Below are 17,528 nucleotides of genomic sequence, written 5' to 3'. Positions count from 1 at the left end.
GCGGGAATAGCTCAGTTGGTAGAGCACGACCTTGCCAAGGTCGGGGTCGCGAGTTCGAGTCTCGTTTCCCGCTCCAATCTCTCTTCGAAGTCTTCATAATCCCTCTGAATTGCCCCTCACATCGCGCTGCGATGCTTTGTCGTATCTGGCGTTTACTAGGTGCGTCTCTACCACCTCCTGCTAACAGGAAGGGGATGTGGGCTCATGGTGCGGATTGTACGAGGCAAGCGGTTGTAACAGGTGGTGGGAGGCGAGAATTGCGGGCAAAAAAGAGGAGGGGCCTTGGCTCCTCCTGCATGATTCACTGGCGCGGGCTTAAACCAGAGTAACGTTCTCAGCCTGAGGGCCTTTTTTGCCCTGGGTCACAGTGAACTGGACTTTTTGACCTTCAGCCAGGGTTTTGAAACCGGTGCTCTGGATGGAGGAGAAGTGAACGAATACGTCCGGACCCTGGGATTGTTCAATAAAGCCAAAACCCTTGGTTTCGTTGAACCATTTTACCTGGCCGGTGCGAATGTCAGACATGTGCTAAATCCTATCAATAACAAAATGAAACTAAGCCCGTGCTGGGCTGCATTTGCCTTGCAAGCAGGGGTTGGCTCATGACTGACCACGTCTCTTTGTCCCAGTAGCACGCAGAACAATCCCTGTCTAAAGCACAAACGATTGTACGTTAGCGCCGATCCTTGTCAATTTGACCCCTTTCGTTTTTTGAACAAGCTAAAAATATTGTGAAGTCAGTAGCTTATTTGTAGAGATTTGACTGAAAAAAACGGGAGGCCAGCGCCTCCCGTTTTTGTTATTCCTTGAGGGCGAACCCTTCGCCCTGCCGGTCGTAGCGGTAAACCGCCTGACCGTAGGAGCGGATCTCCACCCGCTGGATGCGGCGGGTGTCGTCCACCAGGATGAAGATAGAGCGGCCCGATTGCAGGCGGGTCAGGGGGCGATCCGGCCCCTCGATGGCGATCAGGCGGCTCAGCTCGGCACCCGGCAACTCGAATTTGCGCCAGATGGAGTAGAGGGTCTCACCCGCCTGCACATCGTGTTGCAGCCAGGTACCGTTGACCTTCTCTTCGACCGGCTTGGCTGCCGCGGGGGCACTACCTGCCGCGCCATTACCGACAGTTAGAGCTTGAGCAGGCACGGCCAGCGGCACTTCCAGCGAGCCGGAAGGGGCGGCTTTGGGGGCGGATGGTGCCGGCTCCCAGGCCAGCACCAGCAACCAGAGCGGGATCAGGATCAGCAGACCTATGGTGTTTTTGCGGGGCAGCGGGCTGGACAGCTTGAATTTGCCTGCTTTGGCATCCTGGCGGCGTTGGCCGAGGTTGCTCATCCCTTGGCCAAAACGTTGGCGCAGGGACAGGGTCGCGGCATTGATGCGATGGAGCAGGGATCCTTGTGATTCGTCTTGGCGACGCTGCTGGGCTCGTCTGTTATGGCCTCGTGGGCGACGGTCCGGGGTGGGCACGGCATTTACCTCTCACTACATTGCCTGCCATCAGGCAAATTCGTCGCCTATGGTAAACGGACTCGCCCCCGAGGGGGAGAGTCCTGAGGCGGAAAATTATCAGCTGAGACGAAATTGACCCAATAATTGCTGCAATTTGTCGGCAGCCTGACGCAATGCCTGACTGGCTTTGGCCGTTTCGGTCGCATCCTGAGCAATGTCGTTGGCCAGTGCGTTGGTTTTTGACAGGTTGCCGGAGACGGTTTCTGAGACCGAGCTCTGCTCTTCGGCAGCGGAGGCGATCTGATAGGTCATGTCGTTGATGGTGGAGATGGCCTGGTAGATGCTGCCGAGCGCCTCTTCCGCCAGATCCGCCTCGCCCACCGCCTGATGGGTCAGCTGCTGGCTCTGGTTGATGGCGTTGACTGCATTGGTGGAGCTGAGGCGGATCTTCTCGATCAACTCCTGGGTGTTCTGCACCGCCTGCTGGGTATTGCCCGCCAGTTTGCGCACTTCGTCGGCGACTACCGCAAAGCCGCGGCCCTGTTCGCCAGCCCGTGCAGCCTCGATGGCGGCGTTGAGGGCCAGCAGGTTGGTCTGATCGGCAATCCCCTGAATGACGGTGAGGATGCTGGTGATCTGGGCGCTGTCGTGAGCCAGCCCTTCCACCACTTCGGCCCCTTTGCCGGCTTCTGCTGCGACCTTGTGCATCGACTGGATCACCTGCTGGAAGCGCTCCTTGCCCTGATTCGCCGCGCTTTGCGCCTGTTTGGCCGAGTCGGCGGTATTGTTGGCGTGGGTGGCGACCTCCTGACTGACGTAGGACATCTCCTGTACCGCGGTCAGCATCTGCTCCATCTCCGCCTGATGGTGCTGCAGGTTGTTGTCGGTCTGACCGGCAATGCGATCGGTGTCACCGGCGTAGCGGTTCACCTCGCTGGCAGTCTTGAGCACATCCCCGAGCAACCCTTGCAGCTTGTCGATAAAGCGGTTGATCCCCTTGGCGAGATCCCCCAGCTCGTCCACCGAGCGAGTGTTGAGGCGCTTGGTGAGATCCCCTTCGCCATCAGCGATATCATCCACCAGGCTGACCATCTGACGGATGGGGCCAGTGATGCTGCGGGCAATCATCAGCATGGTGACCAGCGCCAGCACCAATACGATAAAGGCACCCACCAATTGCTGGGTCACCGCGGCCCGGTTCATCTCATTGAGCTGGCTCTCCAGCTGATCGGCCCCCGCCAGTACCACCTTGTAGGGCAGGGTGACGATGATGGCCCAGTTGCGGCTCATTCCCGGCACCATGATGGGGACGGAAATACGGAATGACTCGTCCAGCTCCTGACGCTGAACTTCCGGTTTCAGATACTGCTGCCACTGGCTGCCCAGCACCTTCTCGGCGCTGCTGCCAAGCAGGCTGGCATCGCCGCTGGTACCGGTGATAACGCCGGCGGCGCTGACGATCAGGGTTTCGCCCTTGCCGTCATAGATGTTGCTGTTGAGGCTCTTGGCCTGACGGCTGATGGAGTCCACCGCCAGATCCAGTGCGGCGATCCCCTTGAACTGACCATCCACCAGAATGGGGGTGGTGATGGTGCTCACCAGCACCTGTTGGCCGTTGATATCCACCTTGAAGGGATCGATCAGACAAGAGCGCCCTTCCCGTTTCGGGCAGGCGTAGTAGTCGTTGGCGGGATTGCCGAATTCGTCCGGGTCGGTTTTTTCGATGGAGAGCAGCAGATCGGTACCGATTTGATCCTTGTCGCGATAGAAGTAGGGCACGAAGCGCCCTTTGTCGTCACTGCCCAGCGCACTCTGGCCAGCAAAGCTGGCATCCTGACCGTCGAAACCGTTGGGCTCGAAGCCGGCGAAGGCGCCATAGAGCTGGGGCTCCAGCGCCAGTTGTGCCTTGAGCAGGTCGGTGGCCTGCTGGCGATCCAGCGGCAGTTTGCCCTGTTGTTGCAGGGCGAGGGCGCTGGCCATCTGCTGGGTGTAGGAGAGCCCTTTTTGCAGCAGCTGGGTGATGGTGGCCGCCTCGGCGCGGGCATTGGCGCTGACCTTCTGCCATGCCTCCTGCTGCAGCGCTTCACGGCTGGAGCTGATGGTCAGTTGTTGGGTCTGTTGGCCGGAGTATTGGTTGAGCAGGATCAGGATGACCAGGGCTGCGGTCATGGCGATCCCGGCCATCACTAGAATGCGATTCTGGATAGAACGGAACTGCATCGTCTCTTCCTTGTTCGTGAGAAGTGTGGTGAGCGTTATCTGGGTATCGACCGGAGGAGGCAGCTCTCCAGCATTGTGCATAGCAAATCGGAAACGGGGCTTCTGTTTTGCGATCCTCTTCAAATATCGGGCTACAGATGCAAATGGCGACAGATTTAACCCCCTACTTTAGCCCGCAATGGCGTCATGGTTTTCCCATCCGTGATTGTCGGTGCTAAAATGCGACGGTTTTTTCTAACGAATTGGCCCAAGGCCCTCTACACAAGGCTTAAAGATGAAAGTCAAAACCCGTTTTGCTCCCAGCCCGACCGGCTTTTTGCATGTCGGCGGTGCCCGTACCGCACTCTATTCCTGGTTGTTTGCAAAGAACCAGGGCGGTGAGTTCGTGCTGCGTATTGAGGATACCGATCTGGAACGTTCCACTCAGGAGGCAATCGACGCCATCATTGAGGGCATGGAATGGCTGGAGCTGAACTGGGATGAGGGCCCCTACTACCAGACCAAGCGCTTCGATCGCTACAACGGTCTGATCGACGAGATGCTGGCCGATGGCCGCGCCTACAAGTGCTACTGCTCCAAAGAGCGTCTGGAAGCACTGCGCGAAGGCCAGATGGCCAACGGCGAGAAGCCACGTTACGACGGCAAGTGCCGCGACCACGCCCACGATCACCCGGCCGATGCGCCGCACGTGATTCGCTTCCGCAACCCGACCGAAGGTTCCGTGGTGTTCGATGACCACGTCCGTGGCCGCATCGAGTTCGCCAACACCGAGCTGGACGATCTGATTATCCGCCGTACCGACGGCGCGCCGACCTACAACTTCTGCGTAGTGGTCGATGACTGGGATATGGAGATCACCCACGTGGTGCGTGGTGAAGACCACATCAACAATACCCCGCGCCAGATCAACATCTACAAGGCGCTGAACGCGCCGGTACCTGAGTTTGCCCACGTATCCATGATCCTGGGTGACGATGGCGCCAAGCTCTCCAAGCGCCACGGTGCAGTCTCCGTGATGCAGTACCGCGACGACGGCTACCTGCCGGAAGCGCTGCTGAACTATCTGGTGCGTCTGGGCTGGTCCCACGGCGATCAGGAGATCTTCAGCCTGGAAGAGATGATCAAGCTGTTCAGCCTGGATGCCATCTCCAAGTCTGCCTCCGCCTTCAACACCGACAAGCTGTTGTGGCTGAACAACCACTACATGCGCAGCCTGGATCCGGCCTATGTTGCCAAGCATCTGGCATGGCACATGGAAAACCAGAAGATCGACACCAGCAATGGCCCGGCGCTGGCCGACGTGGTCACCCTGCTGGCCGAGCGCTGCAACACCCTGGTCGAGATGGCCGCCCAGAGCCGCTACCTGTTCGAAGAGTACGAGGCCATCGACGAAGCCGCTGCCAAGAAGCACCTGCGCGGCGTGGCTGCCGAGCCGCTGGCTCTGGCCAAAACCAAGCTGGCTGCACTGGATAGCTGGACTACCGAAGCGCTGCACGAGCTGATTGAAGCCACTGCCGCCGAGCTGGGTCAGGGCATGGGCAAGGTTGGTATGCCGCTGCGTGTGGCCGTCACCGGTCTGGGTCAATCCCCTGCCATCGACGCCGTAATGGCATTGGTGGGCAAGGAGCGCGTACTGGCGCGTATCGACCGCGCACTGGCTTACATCGAAGCCCGTATGGCTGCCGAGTAAGTTGTGCAAGAGTGGGCAAGGCGATAGCCGAGCCTGCCCTTTGTCCGATAGAAAAAATCCGAAACCACTGGTTTCGGATTTTTTTATGGCCGGGAGCGGCGGCAGGGCACAACGCGGTCATGCCCGACCAGGGCGAGCAGTCAGGCGAGCTTGAAGGAGTGGATCTGGCTGTCGAGCTCCTTGCTGTGCTGTTCGACCAGCTCGGAGGCCTCTTGCAGCTCGCGCAGCACCACGACGGAGCCTTCGGCAATCTGCTTGACCTGTTCCAGATTGCCGCGCATCTCTTCGGCGACCGAGCTCTGCTGCTCGGAGGCGGCGGCGATGTGGCGGTTCATGTCGGCGACACCCTGTACCCGCTGCACTATGGTGGCGAGCTGGGTACCGGCCTGGGTCACCTGTTCCACCCCCTTGTCGGCCTGGCGCACGCTCTGGGCCATCAGTGCGGCGGCCTGACCGGCATTGCCCTGCAGCTGTTCGATCATCTTCTGGATCTCGACGGTGGCGGCCTGAGCCCGGTTGGCCAGCTCGCGCACTTCGGAGGCCACCACGGCAAAGCCACGACCCGCTTCACCGGCGCGAGCCGCTTCGATGGCGGCGTTCAGTGCCAGCAGGTTGGTCTGCTCCGAGATGCCGCGAATGGTGTCGACCACAGAGCCAATGCGCTCGACCCCCTGCTCCACCTCGTTGACCACGGTGGCGGAGCGCTGGATGTTGCCGGAGAGGGTGTCGATGGTGCTGACGGTATCGGCGACGCAGCGGCTTCCCTCTTCCGCCAGCTGGCTGGTTTCGGCGGTGGCGTGAGAGGCCTGATCCGCATGGGCAGCCACTTCGCGAATGGCGCCGACCATCTGGCTCATGGCGCTCGCCAGCTGTTCGATCTGGGTGAACTCTTCGTTGATCGCTTCGTTGGCCTCCTCCATGCAGAGGGTGACCTGAGAGGCGATGTCGTTGAGCTCCTTGCAGGCGGCGCGCTGGTTGTTAAACACTGCTTTGAGGTTCTCCTGCGAGTGGGAGACCGCCTTGGCGATGTCACCGAATTCATCCCGAGATTTGAGCAACACCTTGTGACTGAGATCCCGCTTGGCGAAGCGCTCCAGCAGATCCACCAGATAGTGCACCTGCTTGACCATCAGGCGGGAACCGGTCATCAGCAGGATCACGAACAGCAGCCCCATGATGGTGGTCTCCATCAGGCCGCTCCAGAGCAGGCGGTCGGCAATGGCGTTGGCTTTGTCCGGATCAAGCCCCTCGCTGAGCAGGGTGGTCTCCAGATTGTTGGTATCAAACCAGAGTTTGGTCAGTAGCAAAATGGTACTCACCACCATCAGCAACACCACTTTCGGCACTAGCCGAATGTTGCTCATCCGCTTCTCCAGCAGGTTCAACTGCATCGTAAAATCTCCTTTGAATATCGCTTTTCCTTTGCCCTCAAGGCTATCGGCATTATCTTCTCTTTTATTAATTCGCACTGTGCTTAAAGTTGGAAAATGTATGCGACATCACTTAACTCATCTACGGGCGATGGATCTGCTGATGGCATTTCTGTCGATTGTCTCGGTTCTGCTGGTGACGGCCCGCTGGTGGGGCCACGAAACCCTGACTCCCCAGACCCTGCAGCTCTTCTATGACCTGGACAGTCTGATCTGCTACTTCTTCCTCGCGCATTTTGCTTATGGCTGGATCCGTGCTCCAGACCGCAAAGCCTACTTCAAGGCAAACTGGTTCTATCTGCCGGGTAGTCTGCCGATGGTGGAGCAGCTGCGTTGGGCCCGACTGCTCCAGTTGTGGCGGGTCTATCAACTGTTCAAGGAGCACCCGGATCTCTGGGCCATGTTCCGTCGCGAGCGCAACGAGACCACCCTCTCCGGCATCCTCTTCCTCTTCGTCCTGCTGCTGGGATTGGGCTCCGGCGTCATGTACTGGATTGAGTCGGGCCAGCCCGGCAGCCAGATTGAGACCCCCTATGACGCCTTCTGGTGGACGCTGGTGACCCTGTCGACCGTGGGCTATGGCGATCTGGTACCCAAGACCGAGGAGGGGCGTTTTGTCGCCAGCCTGCTGATCCTGTTCGGGGTCGGTCTGTTTGGTGCCATAAGCGGTTTTATGGCCAGCATCTTTTTGCAGCCTGCCAAGGAGAGCGAGACCGACAAGTGGCGTCATCACTACAACAACCAGCAAGAGGAGTTGCTGCGAGAGATCCGCGCCCTGCGCAGCGAGGTGCGGGAGCTGAAAAACAAGTGAGGCCAAGGGCGGGCAAGTTGCGAGGTGACTCGCAACTCCGCGCTTTATATCCGGGGGGAGCTGCTTTTTCTTTGCTTGTCCTTTAGCCTGCTGGCGGCTTAACATTCAACCTCTTGTCCACACCAGAAAAAGAGAACCGATCGACCATGCGCGCCCTTCTCGGGATTTTGATCTGCTTGTGTGCCCAACAGGCACTGGCCGATACCCGTTATGTTTCAGACAACATCTTTACCTATATCCACAATGGCCCGGGTACCCAGTACCGGATCCTTGGCAGCGTCAAGGCTGGTGAACCGCTGGAGGTAAAGGCGGTGAACGGCGAGGCCGGTTTCACCCAGGTGGTGGACGGCCGTGGCCGCGAGGGGTGGATCAAGAACAGCGAACTGCAGAGCCAGATCAGCCTGCGCGAGCGTCTGCCCCAGGTGGAAAAAGAACGCGATGAGCTTAAAGATCGCCTGCAGAACCTCAACGGTGACAACGAGAAACGCTTCACCGAGAAGGATGGCCAGATCGCTGCCCAGAGCAAGGAGATCGCCGCCCTCAAGGCCCAGCTGGTCAGTCAGGGTGAGGAGATGAGCAATCTCAAAGAGCAGAATGATGCCCTGACCCAGAGCTACGACAACCAGGAGCACGACATGCAGATGGACTGGTTTATCCGTGGTGGTGCCATGGTGGGGGCCGGTATCCTGCTTGGCATCCTGTTGCCCATGCTGCCCCGTCGTCGCAGCCGTGGCGATCGCTGGATGAACTGACAGCATCTGGCTGAATGAATTGTTGAGAAGGGTCGCCGTGGCGGCCCTTCTTTTTTGGGGCGCATTGGCGACATCCGGTATTGGGCGGAATGCGTGGCTGCTTTGCGATAGAGTGGCGGCAGATCGTATACAAAATGAAGTCAGATGACCCTCACGCTTGCTGGCGTATTGGCTTCAAAAGGGAATTCATAGGGGGAGTGAGCGATCTTTGTTAAAGATTGGCAACAAATTCATTTCATATAGGGTGCAACATTGTATACATTATCGGCGTTTCGGCGGCGCGTCCGCCTTTGTCGATATCAGCCCTAGGGCGTACAGGAAGACCCCATATGTTCAAAGCTACTCAAGTGCTTGCCGCTGACTATATCCCCTCCGATCTGGCCGCCCTGCGCGAAGCCATCACCCAGAACTATGTGGTGGATGAAAATGCCTATCTGGCCGAACTGTCGGCCATGTTGCCGGGGGATGGCGCCTCGCTGGAGCAGGTGACCCAGCGTGCCCGTACTCTGGTGACCAAGGTGCGCAAGGAGAGCGGCTCCGGTGACGGTATCGACGCCTTCCTGCAGGAGTACAGCCTCGATACCCAGGAGGGGATCATCCTGATGTGTCTGGCCGAGGCGCTGCTGCGCATTCCCGATGCCGAGACCGCTGACGCCCTGATCAAGGACAAGCTCTCCGGCGCCAACTGGTCATCTCATTTTCGCAAGAGCGACTCTACTCTGGTCAACGCCTCCACCTGGGGGCTGATGCTGACCGGCAAGATTATCAAGCTCGACAAAAAGCTCGACGGCAACCCGGCCAACCTGCTGGGGCGCATGGTCAACAAGCTGGGCGAGCCGGTGGTGCGCTCCGCCATGTACGCCGCCATGAAGATTATGGGCAAGCAGTTCGTGCTGGGGCGCGACATGAAAGAGGCGCTCAAGGCGAGCCGCAAATCCCGCGAGCTGGGCTACACCCACACCTACGACATGCTGGGTGAATCGGCGCTGACCATGCAGGATGCCGACAAGTATCTGACCGATTACCGCAACGCCATCGAGGCGGTGGGCAACGAGCGGATCAGCGACGGCGGCCCGGCCCCCTCCATCTCCATCAAGCTCTCGGCACTCCATCCACGCTATGACGTGGCCAACCGCGAACGGGTGCTCGGCGAAATGTGCGAGCGGCTGGTGGGGCTGGTGCGTCTCGCCCGCGACAAGGATGTGGCCATCAGCATCGACGCCGAGGAGATGGACAGACTCGAGCTGTCGCTGGATCTGTTCGAGCAGCTCTACCGCTCCGATGCCAACCGTGGCTGGGGTAAGCTCGGCATGGTAGTGCAGGCCTACTCCAAGCGCGCCCTGCCGGTACTCTGCTGGCTCACCGCGCTGGCCCGCGAGCAGGGTGACCTCATTCCGGTGCGACTGGTAAAAGGCGCCTACTGGGACAGCGAACTGAAATATGCCCAGCAGGCGGGCCTGCCCGGCTACCCGCTCTTTACCCGCAAGGCGGGCACCGATATCTCCTACCTCGCCTGCGCCCGCTACCTGCTGAGCGAGCCGACTCGCGGCTTTATCGCCCCCCAGTTTGCCACCCACAATGCCAATACCGTGGTCAGCATTCTGGAGATGGCCGGTGATCGCCAGTTTGAATTCCAGCGTCTGCACGGCATGGGGGAGGAGCTGCACAACGCCGTGCTGAACGACAATCCCGGTCTGCACTGCCGCATCTATGCGCCGGTCGGCGCCCACAAGGATCTGCTGCCCTATCTGGTGCGCCGCCTGCTGGAGAACGGGGCCAACACCTCCTTCGTTCACAAGCTGGTGGACCCCAACACCCCGGTGGATTCGCTGGCCGAGCATCCGCTGCGCACCCTCAAGCGCTACTCCGGCTTTGCCAACGACCGGATTCCGCAGCCGGTGAACCTCTTCACCGACCGCAAGAACTCCAGTGGCGTCAACATGAACATCCTCTCCATCCAGCGCCCCTTCTTCGCCCGCCTGAAAGAGCTGGAGAGCAAGCAGTGGCTGGCGGGCCCCATCGTCGATGGCGAGACCCCCAAACGCAGCGAGGCACGCACCGTGCTGAGCCCGCAGGATGTGAGCCTCACCGTCGGCAAGATCCACTGGGCCGACGAGCAGGCGGTGGAGCAGGCGCTGGCATCTGCCCACGCCGCCTTCCCGCGCTGGCGTGACACCCCGGTAAGCGAGCGTGCTGCCGCGCTGGAGAAGCTGGCGGATCTGCTGGAAGCGAACCGCGAGCAGTTTGTCTCCCTCTGTACCCGCGAGGCGGGCAAGCTGCTGCAAGATGGCATCGACGAGGTGCGTGAAGCGGTCGATTTCTGCCGCTACTACGCGGTGCAGGCCCGCGGCCTGATGGGGCAGGCGACCCTGTTGCCCGGTTATACCGGCGAGCAGAACGAGCTGTTCCTGCAGGGGCGCGGTGTCTTTGTCTGCATCAGCCCGTGGAACTTCCCGCTGGCGATCTTCCTCGGCCAAATCGCCGCTGCGCTGGCCACCGGCAATACCGTCATCGCCAAACCGGCGGAGCAGACCGGCCTTATCGCCCATCTGGCGGTGACTCTGGCCCATCAGGCCGGTATTCCGGGCGACGTGCTGCAACTGCTGCCCGGTGACGGCGCCACCGTCGGCGCCAAGCTGACGGCGGATCCGCGCATCGGCGGCGTCTGCTTCACCGGCTCCACCGAGACCGCCAAGCTCATCAACATGACCCTGGCCCAGCGCGATGGCGCCATCCTGCCGCTTATCGCCGAGACCGGCGGCCAGAACGCCATGATCGTCGACTCCACCGCCCTGCCGGAGCAGGTGGTGCGCGACGTGGTGAGCGCCGCCTTCCAGAGCGCCGGTCAGCGCTGCTCGGCCCTGCGGGTGCTCTACCTGCAGGAGGAGATCGCCGAGCGGGTGCTGGAGATCCTCACCGGTGCCATGCAGGAGCTGAAAGTGGGCAACCCGGCCGAGCACAACACCGACGTCGGCCCGGTGATCGATGCCGATGCCAAATCCGGTCTCGATGCCCACCTCGCCTACATGATCCCTCGTGCTCGCCTGATCGCGCAGGCGCCGATGCCGGCCGCGACCATGGAAGGGCACTTTGTCCAGCCGACCGCACTGGAGATCGGCTCCATCCGCGAGCTGGTCAAGGAGCAGTTCGGCCCCATCCTGCACGTGGTGCGCTACGCCACCCGGGATCTGGACAAGGTGATCAGCGACATCAACGGCACCGGCTACGGCCTGACGCTGGGGATCCACAGCCGCAACGAATCCCACGCCGAGGAGCTGGCGAGCCGCATCAACGTCGGCAACGTCTACATCAACCGCAACCAGATCGGCGCCATGGTCGGGGTGCAGCCGTTCGGCGGCCAGGGGCTCTCCGGCACCGGCCCCAAGGCGGGTGGCCCCCACTACCTGAGCCGCTTCGTTACCGAGAAGACCCGCACCATCAACACCACTGCGGTGGGCGGCAACGCCTCCCTGCTGGCGATGGGTGATGCCTGATCCGCGTCGATAGAGGCCGGATACGGGATGCCGGATAACAGCGGGCCGCCTTCGGGCGGCCTCTTTATTTGCACCATCCGTTTTTACGAATGGAACAATCGGCCACGGCGGGGTCGTCAGCGACCTGTGCTGGTCGTAAGATGGGAGCCATTCGCGTGGCGTTTTCCCCTTGGCGGGCCCGCCGTAGCCAGGGTTTTGTTTTAACGAGAGTGTTTATCTGATGTCATTAACCGAACAAGCCCGCTGGTTCGTGCTGGGGGGCGATCATCTGGTACTGCTCGATCAGCAGGGTCAAGTGCCACAGGGCAGTAAAGCGTGCCTGCCCGCAGCGCTGGTTGACGCCCATTTCGAGCGCTTTGACGAGTGGCAGGGGCTGCCCTGCTATCTGCTCGATCTGGGGGCTGAGGCCGACACGACTATGATGGCCCCTCTGCGCCAGCTGATGGTGGCAGGAGACGAAGAGGGCTTTCGTCTCGCTGGTCGTGCCTGGCAGCTTGCCACCTTCCGCCGTACTCACCGTTTCTGCGGCGAGTGCGGCGCTCCCATGACCCCGAAGGCAGGGGAGTGGGCGCAGGTGTGCCACCTCGGCCACACGGCCTATCCGCGCATTTCACCCTGCATTATCGTGGCGGTGCGCAAGGGGCCGGAGATCCTGCTGGCGGCCCATCGCCGTCACTATCAGGCGGACGATCCCATGTATACCGTGCTGGCCGGGTTTGTGGAGGCGGGAGAGAACCTCGAGCAGTGCGTGGCGCGGGAGGTGTTCGAGGAGAGCGGCATCCGGGTGCGCAATGTGCGCTATGTGGCGAGCCAGCCCTGGCCATTCCCCCACAGCCTGATGATGGGCTTTACCGCCGATTACGAGAGCGGCGAAATCCGGGTTCAGGATGATGAACTGGTCGCAGCCGATTTCTTTGCCGCCGACCGGCTGCCGCGTTTGCCACCTCACGGCACCATCGCCCGGCGGCTGATCGAGCGTTCGCTGGCGGGCGAGGGGTAACGAGGCGCTTATCTTTTCGCCAATCTTTTTGCACTTCTTGTTACAAGCGGGGCGGTCAGGTTTGCGCCCCTTCACATCTTTGCAACCGCGCGTCCATTTGCCACGTTTTGGGCAGTCCGATCCGGTGGGCAAAGTGGTATTATGGCCGCCATTTTATGCGTGATACGAACTCGGGAACTGGGATGAAAGAGCTGAAGAACGATCGATACCTGCGCGCCCTGCTGCGTCAGGACGTGGACATGACCCCGGTATGGATGATGCGCCAGGCTGGCCGTTATCTGCCGGAATACAAGGCGACTCGCGCCCAGGCGGGGGATTTCATGTCCCTGTGCCGCAACGCCGAGCTGGCCTGTGAAGTCACCCTGCAGCCGCTACGCCGTTACCCGCTCGATGCCGCCATCCTCTTCTCCGACATCCTTACCGTGCCCGATGCCATGGGGCTGGGGCTCTACTTCGAGCAGGGTGAAGGCCCGCGCTTCGAGCGTCCGATCACCTCCATGGCCGATGTGCAGGCGCTGCCGATCCCGGATCCGGAAGATGAGCTGGGCTACGTGATGAACGCGGTGCGCACCATTCGCCGCGAACTGAAGGGCGAAGTGCCGCTCATCGGCTTCTCCGGCAGCCCATGGACCCTGGCCACCTACATGGTGGAGGGGGGCAGCTCCAAGGCGTTCACCAAGATCAAGCAGATGATGTACGCAGAGCCGCAAACCCTGCACCTGCTGCTCGACAAGCTGGCCGACAGCGTGATTAGCTATCTCAACGCCCAGATCAAGGCGGGTGCGCAGGCTGTCATGGTGTTCGACACTTGGGGCGGCGTACTCACCCCGCGCGATTACCGAGACTTCTCCCTGCAGTACATGCACAAGATTGTCGATGGCCTGATCCGCGAGCACGACGGTCGCCGCGTGCCGGTCACCCTGTTTACCAAGAACGGTGGTCAGTGGCTGGAGCAGATCGCCGCCACCGGTTGCGATGCGCTGGGTCTGGACTGGACCAGCGACATTGCCGACGCCAAGCGTCGGGTCGGCGACAAGGTGGCGCTGCAGGGCAACATGGACCCCTCCATGCTCTACGCCACCCCGGCTCGCATCCGTGAAGAGGTCGCCTCCATTCTGGCCGGTTTCGGTCACGGTAATGGCCACGTCTTCAACCTCGGCCACGGCATCCATCAGGATGTGAATCCGGAACACGCTGGTGTGTTCGTCAACGCGGTACACGAGCTCTCCGCCCAGTACCACGGCCGCTAAGGCCGGGGCGAGAGAAGAAGAGTTTGTTTGATATCCGGGGCCGTCAGGCCCCGTTTTACATTTTAAAAAGCGTCGCGACGACGAGTGCGTGGCGGCCGTGCAGGAGGCAAGATGAGCAGCAAGTCACTGGATTGGGGTATCGATCTTGGCGGTACCAAGTGTGAATGCGTGGTGCTGGATGGTGACGAGGTGCTGCTGCGCCATCGCATCCCCACCGAGCGGGCGGGCGGTTATGACCATATGATCGGCCAGATCGCCAAGCTGGTAGCAGAGTGCGCCGAGAAGATTGGCCAGCGCCCGACCGTCATCGGCATGGGCACCCCCGGCGCTCGGGATCCGCAAACCGGCCTGATGAAGAACTGCAACACCACCGAGCTCAACGGCAAGCCGTTCAAGGAGGATCTGGAGCGCCGGCTCGGCGTGTCGGTGCTGATCGCCAACGACGCCAACTGCTTTGCGCTGGCAGAAACCCATCTTGGTGCGGTGCGCCAGCACCATCCCGATGCGAAAGTGGTGTTCGGCATCATCATGGGTACCGGGGTCGGCTCCGGCATCGTCATCAACGGCCGCATTCTCAACGGTCATCACGGTATCGCCGGTGAGTGGGGCCACAACGTGCTCTCTCCCGACGGCCCCGAGTGCTACTGTGGCAAGCACGGCTGCGTCGAGACCCTGATCAGCGGCCCGGCGCTGGAGGCTTGGTACGAGGCGAAGGCCAAGCGCCACCTCTCGCTCGCCCAAATCGCGACCGCCACGGCTCACGATCATGTGGCCAGGCTCACCATCGACCGGCTGCACCTGCTGTTTGGTCAGGCGCTGGCCAATGTGGTCAACATTCTCGACCCGGATGTGATCGTCATCGGCGGTGGGGTGGGCAATGTGCAGAGCCTTTACAGCGCCGGGCGGCAGACAATTTTGCCTTTCCTCTTTAATCCCCGCTTCGCAACCCCCATTATTGCTCCTGCCCTGGGTGACAGTGCCGGGGTATTCGGGGCCGCACTGCTGGCCCGCGGTGAATTCAAGGAGGCCCTGCTGTCGTAGCCGGGGCTCCCGGGTGGCCGGTGCGCCGCCCTGTTGCTGGTTCAAGGAAACGGATTCTCGATGATCAAGATTGCCATCAATGGTTACGGGCGGATCGGTCGCAACGTGTTGCGAGCCCTCTATGAAAGCGGGCGCGACAAGACCATCAAGATCGTCGCCATCAACGAGCTGGCGGCCCCCGAGGCCATGGTGCACCTGACCCGTTACGATACCAGTCACGGTCGCTTCCACCATCCGGTGCAACTGGCGGGCAACAGCATGCTGGTGGGGGAGGATCTAATCTCCCTGTTTGCCGAGCGGGATCCGTCAAAGCTGCCGTGGCGGGTGCTGGGGGTGGACGTGGTGCTCGATTGCACCGGGGTATTTGGCTCGCGGGCCGATGCCGAGCTGCATCTGGCGGCGGGGGCGGGCAAGGTATTGTTCTCTCATCCGGCCGAAGCGGATGTGGACGCCACCATCGTCTACGGGGTCAATCATCAGGTGCTGACGGGGCGCGAGCGGATCGTCTCCAACGCCTCCTGTACCACCAACTGCGTGGTGCCGGTGATTGAAACATTGCATCGAGAATTCGAGATAAATTGTGGTACTATTACGACAATTCATTCGGCCATGCATGATCAGCAAGTCATCGATGCCTACCACAGTGACTTGCGCCGAACCCGCGCTGCCAGTCAGTCCATCATTCCGGTGGATACCAAGCTGGCAAAGGGGCTGGAGCGCATCCTGCCCCACTTCGCCGGCAAGTTCGAGGCGATCGCGGTGCGGGTGCCGACCATCAATGTAACAGCGATGGATCTGAGTATTACTGTTCGTAAAAAAGTGACAGTTAGTGACGTAAATCAAGCCCTGCAACGGGCATCCAGAGGTACATTACACGGTATTCTGGATTACACGGAAGAACCGCTGGTCTCCGTAGACTTCAATCATGATGCACACTCCTGCATCATTGATGGTACCCAGACCCGGGTGAGCGATGCCAACCTCGTCAAGATGTTGATGTGGTGCGATAACGAATGGGGCTTCGCAAACCGGATGCTGGATACCACCCGGGCCATGATGGCCGCAGGCTGAGCCTGCCCCGGGCGAAAGGTTACTGTTTTTAACATTACCTGGAAAATATAGAGGACTGAATATGTCTGTTATCAAGATGACTGACCTGGATCTGGCGGGTAAACGCGTTCTGATCCGTGCTGACCTGAACGTACCGGTAAAAGACGGCAAGGTCACCTCCGATGCACGTATCGTTGCGACTCTGCCGACCATCAAGCTGGCTCTGGAAAAGGGCGCCAAGCTGATGATCACCTCCCACCTGGGTCGTCCGACCGAGGGTGAATACAACGAAGAATTCTCCCTGGCTCCGGTTGTCAACTATCTGAAAGACGCTCTGTCCTGCCCGGTTCGCCTGGCCAAGGATTACCTGGATGGCGTAGAAGTCGCTGCCGGTGAGCTGGTTGTACTGGAAAACTGCCGCTTCAACAAAGGCGAGAAGAAGAACACCGAAGAGCTGGCCAAAAAATACGCCGCCCTGTGTGATGTCTTTGTAATGGATGCGTTCGGTACTGCTCACCGCGCCGAAGGTTCCACCTACGGTGTGGCTCAGTTCGCACCGGTCGCCTGTGCCGGCCCGCTGCTGGCGGGTGAACTGGAAGCCCTGGGCAAAGCCATGCTGAAGCCCGAGCGCCCGATGGTTGCCATCGTTGGCGGCTCCAAGGTCTCCACCAAGCTGACCGTTCTGGAGTCCCTCTCCAAGATCGCTGACCAGCTGGTTGTCGGTGGTGGCATCGCCAACACCTTCATCGCTGCTGCTGGTCACAACGTCGGCAAGTCCCTGTGCGAGCACGACCTGATCGACACCGCCAAGAAACTGGCTGCCGAGACCAACATTCCTGTGACCACCGACGTGGTTGTAGGTGCAGAGTTCTCCGAGTCCACTCCGGCGACCATCAAGTCCGTCTCTGACGTGACCGACGGCGACATGATCTTCGACATCGGCCCGGATTCTGCCAAGGCCCTGGCTGACATCATCATGAACGCCAAGACCATCCTGTGGAACGGCCCGGTCGGTGTGTTCGAGTTCGACCAGTTCGCTGAAGGCACCAAGGTTATCGCTGAAGCCATCGCTGCTTCTCCGGCCTTCTCCATCGCTGGCGGTGGCGACACCCTGGCTGCCATCGACAAGTTCGGCATCGCTGACAAAGTCTCCTACATCTCCACTGGCGGCGGCGCCTTCCTGGAGTTCGTAGAAGGCAAGGTACTGCCGGCTGTTGCGATTCTGGAACAGCGCGCCAAAGCCTAATTGACCCGGAACGGGGGGCAAAAGCCTCCCGTTTCGTTTATCATGTGCCCGCTGTGCCGGTTCATGATGAACCCCCCATTTTTTATTAACGGCA

General features: G+C 60.5%; 13 protein-coding genes and 1 tRNA gene. 10 read left to right on the top strand and 4 right to left on the bottom strand.

What is annotated here, in order from left to right; translation table 11 throughout:
- Positions 1-76 (top strand) — tRNA-Gly (locus G5221_RS19770).
- Between the two features lie 239 nt (positions 77-315).
- Here the strand turns inward: G5221_RS19770 and G5221_RS19765 are convergent.
- The 3 genes from G5221_RS19765 to G5221_RS19755 form a co-directional block, all read right to left on the bottom strand.
- Positions 316-525: a cold-shock protein gene (locus G5221_RS19765; RefSeq protein WP_005338972.1), complete on the bottom strand. Its 210-nt coding sequence runs from the start codon at positions 523-525 to the stop codon at positions 316-318.
- Positions 526-799: 274 nt separating this feature from the next.
- Complete coding sequence (locus tag G5221_RS19760) at positions 800-1,468, bottom strand: LysM-like peptidoglycan-binding domain-containing protein (RefSeq protein WP_103250429.1); 669 nt, start codon at positions 1,466-1,468, stop codon at positions 800-802.
- Positions 1,469-1,567: 99 nt separating this feature from the next.
- Positions 1,568-3,670, bottom strand: a complete 2,103-nt coding sequence (locus tag G5221_RS19755; protein WP_421263762.1) for a methyl-accepting chemotaxis protein — start codon at positions 3,668-3,670, stop codon at positions 1,568-1,570.
- A 274-nt stretch (positions 3,671-3,944) separates the two neighbouring features.
- Between G5221_RS19755 and gltX the strand changes: the two genes are divergently transcribed.
- Positions 3,945-5,360: a glutamate--tRNA ligase gene (gltX, locus tag G5221_RS19750; protein ID WP_076360502.1), complete on the top strand. Its 1,416-nt coding sequence runs from the start codon at positions 3,945-3,947 to the stop codon at positions 5,358-5,360.
- A 140-nt stretch (positions 5,361-5,500) separates the two neighbouring features.
- Here gltX and G5221_RS19745 read toward each other — a convergent pair whose 3' ends face one another.
- Positions 5,501-6,751 (bottom strand): methyl-accepting chemotaxis protein, encoded by a 1,251-nt coding sequence (locus tag G5221_RS19745; protein ID WP_266135367.1) that lies wholly within the window; start codon positions 6,749-6,751, stop codon positions 5,501-5,503.
- A 31-nt stretch (positions 6,752-6,782) separates the two neighbouring features.
- Between G5221_RS19745 and G5221_RS19740 the strand changes: the two genes are divergently transcribed.
- From G5221_RS19740 to G5221_RS19705, 8 genes are all read left to right on the top strand, one after another.
- Positions 6,783-7,601 carry a potassium channel family protein gene (locus tag G5221_RS19740; RefSeq protein WP_304520555.1) on the top strand — a complete coding sequence of 273 codons (819 nt, stop codon included), beginning with the start codon at positions 6,783-6,785 and terminating at the stop codon, positions 7,599-7,601.
- Between the two features lie 146 nt (positions 7,602-7,747).
- Positions 7,748-8,353 (top strand): TIGR04211 family SH3 domain-containing protein, encoded by a 606-nt coding sequence (locus tag G5221_RS19735; RefSeq protein ID WP_266135365.1) that lies wholly within the window; start codon positions 7,748-7,750, stop codon positions 8,351-8,353.
- A gap of 329 nt (positions 8,354-8,682) precedes the next feature.
- Positions 8,683-11,847, top strand: a complete 3,165-nt coding sequence (putA, locus tag G5221_RS19730) for a bifunctional proline dehydrogenase/L-glutamate gamma-semialdehyde dehydrogenase PutA (protein WP_421263761.1) — start codon at positions 8,683-8,685, stop codon at positions 11,845-11,847.
- Positions 11,848-12,067: 220 nt separating this feature from the next.
- On the top strand, positions 12,068-12,847 hold the full coding sequence (gene nudC / locus G5221_RS19725) for an NAD(+) diphosphatase (protein WP_421263760.1): 780 nt from the start codon (positions 12,068-12,070) through the stop codon (positions 12,845-12,847).
- A 182-nt stretch (positions 12,848-13,029) separates the two neighbouring features.
- A complete protein-coding gene (hemE, locus tag G5221_RS19720) occupies positions 13,030-14,097 on the top strand; it encodes a uroporphyrinogen decarboxylase (protein ID WP_421263759.1) in 1,068 nt (355 codons plus the stop codon).
- 111 nt (positions 14,098-14,208) lie between these two features.
- Positions 14,209-15,138 carry an ROK family protein gene (locus G5221_RS19715; RefSeq protein ID WP_421263758.1) on the top strand — a complete coding sequence of 310 codons (930 nt, stop codon included), beginning with the start codon at positions 14,209-14,211 and terminating at the stop codon, positions 15,136-15,138.
- A 60-nt stretch (positions 15,139-15,198) separates the two neighbouring features.
- Entirely contained in the window at positions 15,199-16,209 is a 1,011-nt protein-coding gene (epd, locus tag G5221_RS19710) for an erythrose-4-phosphate dehydrogenase (RefSeq protein WP_421263757.1), read from the top strand.
- A 61-nt stretch (positions 16,210-16,270) separates the two neighbouring features.
- Entirely contained in the window at positions 16,271-17,434 is a 1,164-nt protein-coding gene (locus tag G5221_RS19705) for a phosphoglycerate kinase (protein WP_005335436.1), read from the top strand.
- Positions 17,435-17,528 lie beyond the last annotated feature (94 nt).

Source organism: Aeromonas sp. 602200 (assembly GCF_049173895.1).
GTDB classification, from domain to species: Bacteria; Pseudomonadota; Gammaproteobacteria; order Enterobacterales; family Aeromonadaceae; genus Aeromonas; species Aeromonas veronii_A.
This window is presented reverse-complemented; position numbering and strand designations above follow the sequence as displayed.

Coding starts and splice junctions, on each gene's coding strand:
- G5221_RS19765 (WP_005338972.1), bottom strand. CDS start 525: ATGTCTGACATTCGCACCGGCCAGGTAAAATGGTTCAACGAAACCAAG.
- G5221_RS19755 (WP_421263762.1), bottom strand. CDS start 3,670: ATGCAGTTCCGTTCTATCCAGAATCGCATTCTAGTGATGGCCGGGATC.
- gltX (WP_076360502.1), top strand. CDS start 3,945: ATGAAAGTCAAAACCCGTTTTGCTCCCAGCCCGACCGGCTTTTTGCAT.
- G5221_RS19745 (WP_266135367.1), bottom strand. CDS start 6,751: ATGCAGTTGAACCTGCTGGAGAAGCGGATGAGCAACATTCGGCTAGTG.
- G5221_RS19735 (WP_266135365.1), top strand. CDS start 7,748: ATGCGCGCCCTTCTCGGGATTTTGATCTGCTTGTGTGCCCAACAGGCA.
- putA (WP_421263761.1), top strand. CDS start 8,683: ATGTTCAAAGCTACTCAAGTGCTTGCCGCTGACTATATCCCCTCCGAT.
- nudC (WP_421263760.1), top strand. CDS start 12,068: ATGTCATTAACCGAACAAGCCCGCTGGTTCGTGCTGGGGGGCGATCAT.
- hemE (WP_421263759.1), top strand. CDS start 13,030: ATGAAAGAGCTGAAGAACGATCGATACCTGCGCGCCCTGCTGCGTCAG.
- G5221_RS19715 (WP_421263758.1), top strand. CDS start 14,209: ATGAGCAGCAAGTCACTGGATTGGGGTATCGATCTTGGCGGTACCAAG.
- epd (WP_421263757.1), top strand. CDS start 15,199: ATGATCAAGATTGCCATCAATGGTTACGGGCGGATCGGTCGCAACGTG.
- G5221_RS19705 (WP_005335436.1), top strand. CDS start 16,271: ATGTCTGTTATCAAGATGACTGACCTGGATCTGGCGGGTAAACGCGTT.